Origin of the sequence: Agromyces humi (assembly GCF_009720255.1) — a bacterium.
Classification (GTDB): Bacteria; Actinomycetota; Actinomycetes; order Actinomycetales; family Microbacteriaceae; genus Agromyces; species Agromyces humi.
This window is the reverse complement of sequence record NZ_WJSP02000106.1, coordinates 1-10,186: the sequence shown is the minus strand read 5'-3', so window position 1 is coordinate 10,186 and position 10,186 is coordinate 1. Positions and strand designations below refer to the sequence as shown.

The 10,186-nt window shown below is 72.0% G+C and carries 6 protein-coding genes and 1 pseudogene; 2 read left to right on the top strand and 5 right to left on the bottom strand.

Features of this window, described 5'->3' with window-relative positions; all coding sequences use genetic code 11:
- Window positions 1-326: pseudogene (locus tag GH736_RS10685) on the bottom strand (hypothetical protein); the annotation flags it as partial.
- Window positions 323-2,011 carry an MFS transporter gene (locus tag GH736_RS10680; RefSeq protein ID WP_203230715.1) on the bottom strand — a complete coding sequence of 563 codons (1,689 nt, stop codon included), beginning with the start codon at window positions 2,009-2,011 and terminating at the stop codon, window positions 323-325. The gene GH736_RS10680 and the pseudogene GH736_RS10685, both read right to left, overlap by 4 nt.
- 176 nt (window positions 2,012-2,187) lie before the next feature.
- On the opposite strand from GH736_RS10680, the gene GH736_RS10675 reads away from it, so the two are divergent.
- Window positions 2,188-3,747 (top strand): SLC13 family permease, encoded by a 1,560-nt coding sequence (locus tag GH736_RS10675; RefSeq protein WP_159603046.1) that lies wholly within the window; start codon window positions 2,188-2,190, stop codon window positions 3,745-3,747.
- Between the two features lie 10 nt (window positions 3,748-3,757).
- Window positions 3,758-5,122: a threonine/serine exporter family protein gene (locus GH736_RS10670; protein WP_159603044.1), complete on the top strand. Its 1,365-nt coding sequence runs from the start codon at window positions 3,758-3,760 to the stop codon at window positions 5,120-5,122.
- Between the two features lie 12 nt (window positions 5,123-5,134).
- Here the strand turns inward: GH736_RS10670 and GH736_RS10665 are convergent, their stop codons facing one another.
- From GH736_RS10665 to GH736_RS10655, 3 genes are read right to left on the bottom strand one after another with little or no spacing between them, the layout of a single operon-like run.
- On the bottom strand, window positions 5,135-6,280 hold the full coding sequence (locus GH736_RS10665) for a DUF998 domain-containing protein (protein ID WP_159603042.1): 1,146 nt from the start codon (window positions 6,278-6,280) through the stop codon (window positions 5,135-5,137).
- A gap of 44 nt (window positions 6,281-6,324) precedes the next feature.
- Window positions 6,325-9,021 carry an ATP-binding protein gene (locus GH736_RS10660; protein WP_159603040.1) on the bottom strand — a complete coding sequence of 899 codons (2,697 nt, stop codon included), beginning with the start codon at window positions 9,019-9,021 and terminating at the stop codon, window positions 6,325-6,327.
- A 47-nt stretch (window positions 9,022-9,068) separates the two neighbouring features.
- A complete protein-coding gene (locus tag GH736_RS10655; RefSeq protein ID WP_159603038.1) occupies window positions 9,069-10,109 on the bottom strand; it encodes a DUF2804 domain-containing protein in 1,041 nt (346 codons plus the stop codon).
- Between the last annotated feature and the right edge of the window lie 77 nt (window positions 10,110-10,186).

The window sequence follows — 10,186 nt, the reverse complement described above, 5'->3', positions numbered from 1 at the left end:
GCTCGCGAGAAGGCGGCTGCGGCATTGCGGAGGCCGGCGAGATCGAGGTCGCCCGAGGCCCCGGCGCCGACGAGCACGATGAGCGGACGGCTCGCATGCGGGAGCGCGAGCGTGGTGCCGGGCTTCGCCTCGAACCCGGCGAACGACTGCGCCTCGCGGTCGAGGTCGATCCCCTCGGGCAGGGTGCCGTCGCTCGTGACGAGCACGCCGATGGCGTCGAGGTGCTGCTCGCCGAGCTCGGTGACCACGGCGACGTCGGGCACCACGTCGAGCGAGGGTGTGGCCGAGAACTCGGCGGGGATGAGCTTGACCGGATTGCGCGTCACGCGTGCGCCTCCCTTTCATCGAGGGCGGGATCGACGGCAGCATCGAGCTCGGCGTCGACGTCGGGGTCGACCACGTCGTCGATGTCGTCGTCATCGTCGGGTTCGAGCTTCTCGGGCAGGTCGCCGCGCCGCCGCCCGGGCATGCGGGTCGCGGGCACGATGGCGAGCAGCGAGATCGCGGCGAGGCCGAGCAGCGAGATCTTCAGCGCCTCGAGCCGCGCCTGGGCGTTCACGGCGATCGCCGCGTCGAGCTCGGGCCCGCTGGCGCGGCTGCCGAGCACGTCGGCGAGCTGCTCGTTCGTGAGGAAGTTCGCCTCGTTGATGTTCACCTGCGCGATGAGCTCGTCGGAGATCTCGGGGTGCTCCTGCGCGCCCGAGAGCAGCAGCGCCGAGAGCATGCCCACGGCGAACGCGCTGGCGACGGCGATGCCGACGCTGCCCGAGAGGTTGTGCACGAGTCCGCGCCAGGCGCCGACGTCACCGGCGAGCTGTCGGGGCGCCGCCGAGAGCAGCGTGTTGAACACGAGGGCGACGATGGCCCCCTGCCCGAGCCCGAGCAGGATGAGGCCGGCCACCACGAAGCCCTGGCTCCATTCGCCCCGCACGGTGAAGGCGAGCAGGGTGAGCGCGGATGCCACGACGATGAACCCGGCGGTCGCGAGCACGCGCGGGGTGAACCGGTCGTAGAGGTAGGCCACGAACGTCGAGGCCACGAAGATCGACAGCGTGTAGGGGATGATCGAGAACGAGGTCTCGATGCTCGACCGCCCCTGCACGACCTGGATGTAGAGCGGGATGAGGAAGTTCGCGGCCGTGCCGACGAAGAGCATCGTCGCCATGCACGCCGTGACGGCGCGCTCCGAGCCGGTGGCGAGCACGCGCAGGTCGAAGATGCGGGGCTTGTCCTCGCGTCCACGGCGGCGCAGCCAGGCGAAGAACGCCTGCCCGACGATGAGCCCCGCGATGATCAGCAGCGGCGCGGGCGAGAGGCCGAGCACGTCGAAGGGCGCCTGCGGCGTGGCCAGCCAGAGCCCCCACGTGGCGAGTCCGCTGAACCCGAAGCTGAGCAGGATGATGCCGATGGCGGCGAGGATCGCGCCGGTCCAGTCGATGCTGAGTCCGGGCTGCGCGGGCACCTTCTTCAGGCGGAAGCTGAGCAGCAGGTTGATCGCGGCGAGCGCGACCATGAGCGCGAACGACCAGCGCCAGCCGATCGTGGTGGCGAACCAGCCGGCGAGGAGAAGGGCGAGCACTCCGGCGGCGGGAATGGCCGCGGCGAGGAATCCGATCGCCCGGGCCTGCTGTGCACCGTGGTAGTTCGTCGCGATGAAGACGACCAGGGCCGGGGCGATGAGCGCGATCACGGCACCCGAGGACGCCTGTGCGATGAAGAGCATCGCGGGACTCACGCTCAGCGCGACGCCGAGCATCGCGAGCCCGTGGATCGCGACGGCGATCTGGAACACCCCGCGGCTGCCGAAGCGCGAGCCGATCTTCGCGCCGAGCAGGATGAACGCCGCCATCGCGAACGTGCCGGCGGTGATCGCCGTGCCCACCGAGGTGGCGGGCGTGTCGAGGTCGGTCGTGATGCCCGCCATCGACACGGTCAGCGCGTTCACCGCGAACGACGCCTGGATCTGCGTCAGCACCACCACGATCAGTGGCAGCCACGACGCGGAGGTCACCGCCCGGACGCTCCCATCGGCGGTCGGCGAAGCACCGCCCGTGGTCATCGAATCCCTCGCCCCGCTCATGCGTGCCCCCAGTCGGCAGCGGACGCGCTGCCGCATCCGTCGATCTCACTGTAGGACCGTCGGAGGGCCGAAGGACAGCGCCACCCGCAGCCCACTAGCCTGAGCCCATGGATCCCGTGGCGACCACGCTCGTCATCCTCGCGCTCGCCATCGTGGCGTTCATGTCGAACCGGGTGCCGCTGGGCATCGTCGCGATCGGCGTGGCCGTGGCGCTCTGGCTGACCGGGATCCTCGACCTCGGGCAGGCGCTCGCCGGCTTCGGCGACCCCACGGTGGTGTTCATCGCGACGCTCTTCATCGTGAGCGAGTCGCTCGACTCGACGGGCGTCACCGCGTGGGCGGGTCGCCAGGTGATCGGCCGGGCGGGCACGAAGCGCACCCGGCTGCTGTTCGTGGTGTGCCTGCTCGTCGCCGGCGTCACGGCGCTGATCAGCGTGAACGGCGCGGTCGCGGCGCTCATCCCCGTCGTCGTCGTGGTCGCCACCCGGGCGGGCCTCGCCCCGTCGCAGATGCTCATGCCGCTCGCGTTCTCGGCCCACGCCGGCTCCCTGCTGGCGCTCACGGGCACGCCGGTGAACATCATCGTCAGCGAGGCGGCAGCGGATGCCGGGGCTCGCCCGTTCGGGTTCTTCGAGTTCGGGCTGGTCGGCGTTCCGCTCGTCGTGGGCACCCTGCTGATCGTGGCGCTGTTCGGCCGGCGGCTGCTGCCCGAGCGCGCGGCGACGACGCTCCCGCAGGACGTGAGCATCCACGCGCGGACGCTGCGCGAGCAGTACGCGCTGCCAGAGGGCACCGAGCTCATCGGCGTTCGGCGCGGGGTGACCGAGGTCGTCGTCGCGCCCCGGTCCGAGCTCATCGGCCTGCACCTGTTCCCGGGCATGGTGACGCCGAGCGGCGACCTCGTCGTGCTCGCCGTGCAGCGTGGCGGCGAGGATCTCGCGGGCGCCGACACGACGCTGCGGGCGGGCGACACGCTCCTGCTCAGCGGCGGGTGGGAGGAACTGCAGCGCAACACCGCCGGGCCCGACGTGCTCGTCGTCGACGATCCGGCGCGCGTGCGGCGCTCGGTGCCGCTCGGGGTGGGCGCGAAGCGCGCGATCGTGATCCTCGCCGCGATGGTGGTGCTGCTCGCCACGGGACTCGTGCCGGCGGCGATCGCGGGGCTCGCCGCGGCATCCGCCCTGGTGCTCACCCGAGTCGTGACCCCGACGCAGGCCTACCGCAGCGTCTCGTGGACCACGGTCGTGCTCGTCGCGGGGATGATCCCGCTGTCGACGGCGTTCATCACGACGGGCACGGCCGAGGTGATCGCGGGCGGACTGCTCGGGGTCATCGGCGACGCGTCGCCGTACGTCGCGCTCGCGGCCCTGTGCGTGCTCACCATGGTGCTCGGCCAGCTCATCTCGAATACGGCGACCGTGCTCATCATGGTGCCGATCGCGGCGGTGCTCGCGGCCGACCTCGACGTCTCGGTCCTGCCGTTCATGATGGCGCTGACGGTGTCGGGCGCGGCGTCCTTCCTCACGCCCGTGGCGACGCCGGCCAACACCATGGTGCTCGAGCCCGGCGGCTACCGGTTCGGCGACTACTGGAAGCTCGGGCTTCCCCTCCTGCTGCTCTTCCTGCTCGTGGCCGTGTTCTACGTGCCGCTCGTCTGGCCGTTCTGAGAGGCGGGTCATGGTCGACGTCTCACTCCTCGTCGCGGGAGCCGTGCTGCTCGCCGGCATCGTCATCCTGGTGGCGCTGCGCGGACGGCGGCGCGGCATCGACGCGACCGCGGAGTCGGCGGTGACGACGGGCTCGATCCCGGTGATGCCCGACCGCGAGCCCGACTCCGCGGCCACGCTTGCGGCCACCGAGGCGGTCGGCGACGCGATGATCGACGCCGGCTTCTCGGGCACCACCGTGCGGCGCGCCCTCGAGGACATCGCCGGGGTCAACGGGCTCCCGTCGAGCCAGGTGCTCGTGTTCCCGACGGCCCTGCTCGTCTCCGCGCGAGGCGAGGGCCATCACCGCACCGGGGCGATCACGAGCGGCGAGCGGCGCCTGCTGCTCTCGCAGGTCGACGAGCTGCAGCGCACGGTCGACGCGGCACGGAAGGGCGTGCTCGACCCAGATTCGACGATCCGGCGCGTTCGAGACATCCGGGAGATGGCGCCGCCGTACGGCCGGGTGCTGCGGGTGCTCGGCTACGTGGCGCTCTGCGGCGCCCTCGCGGTGCTCCTCGGATCGTCGTGGATCGGGGTGGCGCTCTCCGCCGGGCTCGGGATCATCGTCGGGACGGTCCTCCTCGTCGCCGAGCGCCTGCCCAGCGGATACGGGGCGCTGCTCACCGTCGGGATGGCGTTCGTCGTCGCGCTCGCCGTGTTCCTGCTGCTGCGGGCGGGGCTGGGCTCCGGAATCCTGGCCGCGCTCATCGCGCCGCTGGTGGTGCTCCTGCCCGGCGTGCTGCTCACGACCGCGGCGCTCGAACTCTCGATGGGGCAGATGATCTCGGGAGCGGGGCGCCTCGCGGCCGGCGGTTGGCAACTGGTGCTCCTCGCCGCCGGCATCGTCACGGCGGGCGCGATCGCGGGAGTACCCGACTTCGACTTCACGGAGAACCCCGAAGCGCTCGGTCCGGCGGCGCCATGGATCGCCGTGCTCGTCTTCGGGGTGGGCATCGCCGTGCACCAGTGCGTGCCGCGTCGATCGATCCTGTGGATGCTCCTCGTGCTCACCATGGCCTACGCCGCCCAGGTGCTGGGTGCCGCCCTCGTCGGCGGGGTGCTCTCGGCGTTCGTCGGGGCGCTCGTCGTCGTGCCGGTCACGGCCCTGGTCGCGCAGCAGCCCCGTGGACCCGCCGCGCTCGTGAGCTTCATGCCGGCGTTCTGGCTCCTCGTGCCGGGTGCGCTCGGGCTCGTCGGCGTGACCGACCTGCTCACGGGCGACACGAGCGGGCTGGATTCGATCGTGGCGACCCTGTCGACGATGGTGGCCATCGCGCTGGGGGTGCTCGCCGGGTCGGTCGTGTCCAACCGCATGGAGCGGCCGGTGCTCTGATTGATCAGGCGATCAGGCGTCGGCGACGACGGATGCCGCGGGGCCGGCCGCACCCGTGGAACCCGCCGCTCCCGCGGCATCCGCCCCGCCGGTGACCGTGAGGGCGCTGACGAATCGGATGAACACCGAGATCCAGCCGAAGATGATCGAGAACGCCGCGAGCTCGAACGCCGTGAGGTTGTAGTAGCCGAGCGGCTCGAACAGCGCGGCCGAGGCGAGCAGCAGCACGATGGCACCCCAGCAGAACACGAAGAACCGCCGGGGCATGCCGCGCAGGATCCACGGCGCGCCGATCAGGAGCACGAGGAACGAGATCGACATGCCGACCGCGCAGAAGTTGTGGATCGGCGTGCTCACGTTGACCGGCACGAGGCCGACGCCCGCGAGCAGCACGCCCATGACGATGAACACGACGGAGACGAATCGGGGCGCCGAGGCTCGCTCGAGCAGGCCCTGCCGCACGAGGGTCGTGAGGTCGCGGTCGACGTAGAGCGCGAACGTCGTGACGAACGCGCCGCCGATGATGAGCGCGAGGTTGAACAGCGAGCTCGAGAAGTCGTCGGCCGTGCCCAGCTGGCTGAAGTGGTACTCCCACCACTGCGGGTCCTGCGCCGTCGCCATGCTCGCGAGGGTCGCGCTCGCCATGAACACGATGAGCAGCATCGCGAGCTTCGGGGTCGTGATCGACGAGACCGAGAGGAAGATCCAGTACGCGCCGAGTCCGGATGCCACGGCCACGGCGCCGATCGAGGTCCACACGTCGACGACGAGACCCTCGAAGCTGCGCTGCAGCATCACGAACACGACCATCGTGAGGATGAACCCGATGATGGCGTGCACGGCCGCGACCGTCGCGACGTCGACGGAGAACTTCCACGGCTTCAGCCGGTGCCGCCACTCCTGCCCGGGCAGGTTGCGCGATCGCCAGTACCCCGCGGCACCGGCGGCGATGCCCACCAGCAGCACCGCGACGGCGGCGACGAGCCCGACGGAGAATCCGCCCCAGAGCGGCCACACGCCGCCGGCGAACAGGACGGCGGCGATGATGCCGGTCAGTCCGGCGGCGAGGGCGCCGGCGAGCAGCGCCTCGGATTCCACGGCGAGGCGGCGCGGGGCGGGTGCCTCGGCGGGCGTATCCACAACGGCGTGTGCGGTCATGGCTGGATCGTACGCCCGGCGCGTCGGCGGCAGGCGGTTCCCGATCACGTGTCGTCGGGTGCATTGTCGGGTGCGTCGTCGGGTGCGTCGTCGTGTGCTCCGACGGCCAAGCGCAGGGCGGCGCGCCGCGACATCCCACGGCCCCGCCGGCGGGCCGACTCGAACTCATCCGCCCGGTCGGAGGCGAGCACCCGCTCGACGAACGGCCCCGACGTGGTGTAGGTGCGCTGGTCGACCCGGCCGATGCGGGTGCGCAGCGTGTCGACGGCGCCGAGGAGCATTCCCGCGCGCTCGATGTCGCCCACGGCGATCGCGCATGCCGCGAGTCCCTCGAGCGCGTGTCCCATGCCCTCCTCGTTGCCGAGCCGCATGGTCAGCTCGAGGTGGCGGGCGAACAGCTCGGGGTGCGGTTCACCGAGGGCGAGATGCGCCCACCCCGCATTGGTGAGCTCGATCATCTCGACGAAGTGGTCGCCGAGCCGCACGGCGTCGGCGATGACCGTGTCGAAGATCTCCAGCGATTCGCGGGCGCGGCCGCGCAGGAGCTCGATGCTGCCGAGCTGCCCGCGGAAGAGGGCGTCGAACGTGGCGTCGTCCTGTGGCGTCACCAGCTCGAAGGCCCGTCGCTGGAGTTCCTCGGCGTGGTCGAGGTCGGGCGTCGACGCGGTGGCGCACGCGATGCCCTGCACGGTGAGGGCGGCACCCTCACCGAACCGGTCGCCGGCGTCCTGGAACAGCCGCGCCGCCTCGATGAGCGGCTCGCGATCGACCTCGGTGCCGGGATGCGACAGCGACACCCACGACGAGAACGTGATCGCGATCGCCCTGCTGCGGTCGGCGATCGGCGCTCCCGACTCGAGCAGGCTGTCCATCCACGCCTTGGCCGTGGGCAGGAGGTTGCGGATCCACCAGTACAAGAGCAGCCGCCATACCGCATCGGCGACCGTGTCGACCTCGCCGATGGCGATCAGGTGCCGGTAGCCCGCGCGGACGTTGTCGCGCTCCGCCTCGAGCCGCTCCACGGTCGCCTGCTGCGTCGCCCCGCGGAGGAGCGGCTCGAGCTCCGCGGCGAGGCGCACGTAGAAGTCGGCGTGCGCGCGGCGCGCGGCCGGGGCGTCGGGCTCACGGATGAATCGCACGGCGGCGAGCTCGCGGACCGGCACGAGCATGGCGAAGAAGGGAACGTCGGCGACGACATGCTGGCGCAGCAGGCTGCTGTCGACGAGTTCGAGGAGCGTGCCCGAGAGGTCGTCCGCCCACGGCTCGCTGCCGCAGACCGCCTCGACGGCATCGAGGCTGAAGTCGCCCGCGAAGACGCCGAGGCGCACGAAGAGCGCCCGCGCCTCCTCGCTGAGCAGGTCGATGCTCCACTCGATGGTCGCCCGCATGGTGCGCTGGCGCTCGGGCATGTCCCGGTCGGAGGTGGCCAGCAGCGAGAGCATGCCGTCGAGCTTCGCGATCATCGCGGCCGGGGTGAGCACGCGGATGCAGGCCGCCGCGAGTTCGAGCGCGAGGGGCACGCCGTCGAGCGCGCGGCAGATACGGGCGACGTCCTCGGCGTTGTCGACGGTGAGGTCGAAGCGCTGGTCGGCGGCGTGGGCGCGGTCGAGGAACAGGCGAACGGCGGGAGAGTCCGCGATCTCGGCGAGGGATGCCGCACCCGGATCCTGTGGGAGCGAGAGCGGCTCGACGTCGAACACCTGCTCGCCGTGCAGGCGCAGCCTCGCCCGGCTCGTCACCAGCACGGTCGCGTCGGGCAGTTCGGCGATGAGCGCGGCCACGTCGGCCGCGGCGGCGATGACCTGCTCGAAGTTGTCGAGCACGACGAGGTCGCGCCGGCCGGCGCGCGCGTGGGCGAGTCGCTCCAGGAGGGGTTCGTCACCGTCGCCGCGCACGCCCAGCGCCCTGGCGACGGCGGTGAGCACGCCGCCGGCGTCGCGCACGTGCTCGAGCGCCACGAACGTGACCCGGTCGAACCGGTCGCGCGCGAGCCGTGCGGCCTCGATCGCGAGTCGTGTCTTGCCGATGCCGCCCGGCCCGACGAGGGTGACGAGGCGCCGCGGGTCGTCACCGCCCATCCAGTCGAGCAGGGCGGCGAGGTCCCGCTCCCGTCCGAGCACCTCCTCGGGGGGCATCGGCAGGTGCTCGGCCGCGTCGTCGCCCGCGCCCGCCGAGGCCGCGTCGTTCGAGGTGAGCGGTGCGAGCCGCGCCCGCGAGGCGTCGAAGCGCTCGGCGAGCAGCACGGCGAGGTCGCCCTCGACCAGATCGGCCAGCTCCTCGGCAGTGGAGAACGACTTGTACGAGGTCGTGCCGTCGTCTCGCACCTCGGCGAGCAGGCTCGCGAGTCGTTCGTCCCGGTCGGGCGCCTGCTTGACGTAGATGAGCTTCGGCATGTCGGGCGGCGCCAGCCGGTACTCGTCCTCGAGGCCCGAGCGCTCCTCGTCGGGGGCGACCCATCCGTACTCGCGCCAGTAGATGCCCACGAACAGGTCGCTCTGCTCGAGGTAGGAGCGGTACACCTCGCGTGGCGGGTGCGGTCGTGCCCCCAGTTCGAACATGACCGGTGCCAGGTGCAGGCGCTCGATGGAGGCACGGGCGGCCAGGCGCTCGGGTTGCAGCTCCGTGAGCGTCGAGCTCACGAAGACCCTGAGGAGCTGGTCGGGTGTACGGATGACGCGGGGTGCGGAGCCGTCGATCGTGACGGTGCCTCCGACCGCCGGGTGCATCGTCGGATGCCCCATGCAGCCATTGTCCGCGCGACCGGGCCGATCGTCCAGTGGGGATGCCGCTACCAGCGGTTGTGCACGATCTCGGCCCAGCCGACCAGGGACTCGATCGGCACCGGCTCGCCGGAGTCGTCGACGACGCTGCCGCGGTAGGTGCCGAACGCCTGGTGGGTCTCGGAGTGGATGATGCCCAGCGCCGTGCGGGCATGTCGATCGTGGAACGGCCGGAATTCGAGCTCCACCCTCGGGCCCGCGATCGTCCACGGGGCGAGCCGGTCGTGCTCGTCGAATCGCCAGGCCAGCTCGTCGCCGAGCTTGTGCAGGCGCCCGTCGATGCCGATCGCGTTCTCGGTCGACCCGGTGCCGTCGGTCCACAGTCCGCCGAGCTGCAGGCCGAGGCGACGGCCGTGCTCGATGCCCGACGCCGCGCCCCAGTGCCAGCGCATCGAGTACGGCCAGCGGCCGCGACCGTGGTCGAGGACCGCCCACGACCTCCCGACGGGCAGCCCGTGGTCGACCCCGTCGACGGTGACCGTGCCGCGGGCCGGGCGTGCGACATCCTTCACCGTGTACTGGAACCGCCGGTCGCTCCAGGGCACCACCACGCCGAGCGCCTCGTGCCCGTCTGGGCGCTCGGCCACCACGTCGAGCGAGACGCGGTCGGTCGTGGCCCGGATCCGCGTGCCGCCGCCGCCGGCGACACGGCCGACCTCCTCGATGCGCACGTCGATGCCGGGCACCCTGGCGATCGCCGCGCCGTCCCCGAGCGATCGGGGCAGCGTGACGCCGCGCGAGAGCGGGGTGACGGCCGTGCGGTCGATCGCCTCGCCCGTGCGCCGGTCGAGCATCCACACCTGGCAGAGCGTGGCGTAGTCGAGTGCCGCGACCGTGACCGCCGCGATGACGTCGGGCGACGTGAACGCCCAGTACTCCCAGCGCTTGTTGCGCCCCCAGCCCGCAATGCCCCGCCCGATGCCCGAGGTGTCGTGGAGCGGATGCCGCGTCCAGCCGACCGCGTCGCGATCGAGTCGTCCGTTCGGGAGCGTGAGCGCCACAGGATCGGTGAGCTCGCGCTCATGCGTCGTCCGCTGCGTGCCGGCCACGTCGCCTCCCAGTGTCGACCGATCCTACGACGCCGGCGCCGGCCGCAGCGCCGGCTGGGACGCCGGGCGGTCGGCCG

Excerpts from the sequence above, each read along its gene's own strand:
- GH736_RS10675 (WP_159603046.1), top strand. The coding sequence starts at position 2,188 with ATGGATCCCGTGGCGACCACGCTCGTCATCCTCGCGCTCGCCATCGTG.
- GH736_RS10670 (WP_159603044.1), top strand. The coding sequence starts at position 3,758 with ATGGTCGACGTCTCACTCCTCGTCGCGGGAGCCGTGCTGCTCGCCGGC.
- GH736_RS10665 (WP_159603042.1), bottom strand. The coding sequence starts at position 6,280 with ATGACCGCACACGCCGTTGTGGATACGCCCGCCGAGGCACCCGCCCCG.
- GH736_RS10660 (WP_159603040.1), bottom strand. The coding sequence starts at position 9,021 with ATGGGGCATCCGACGATGCACCCGGCGGTCGGAGGCACCGTCACGATC.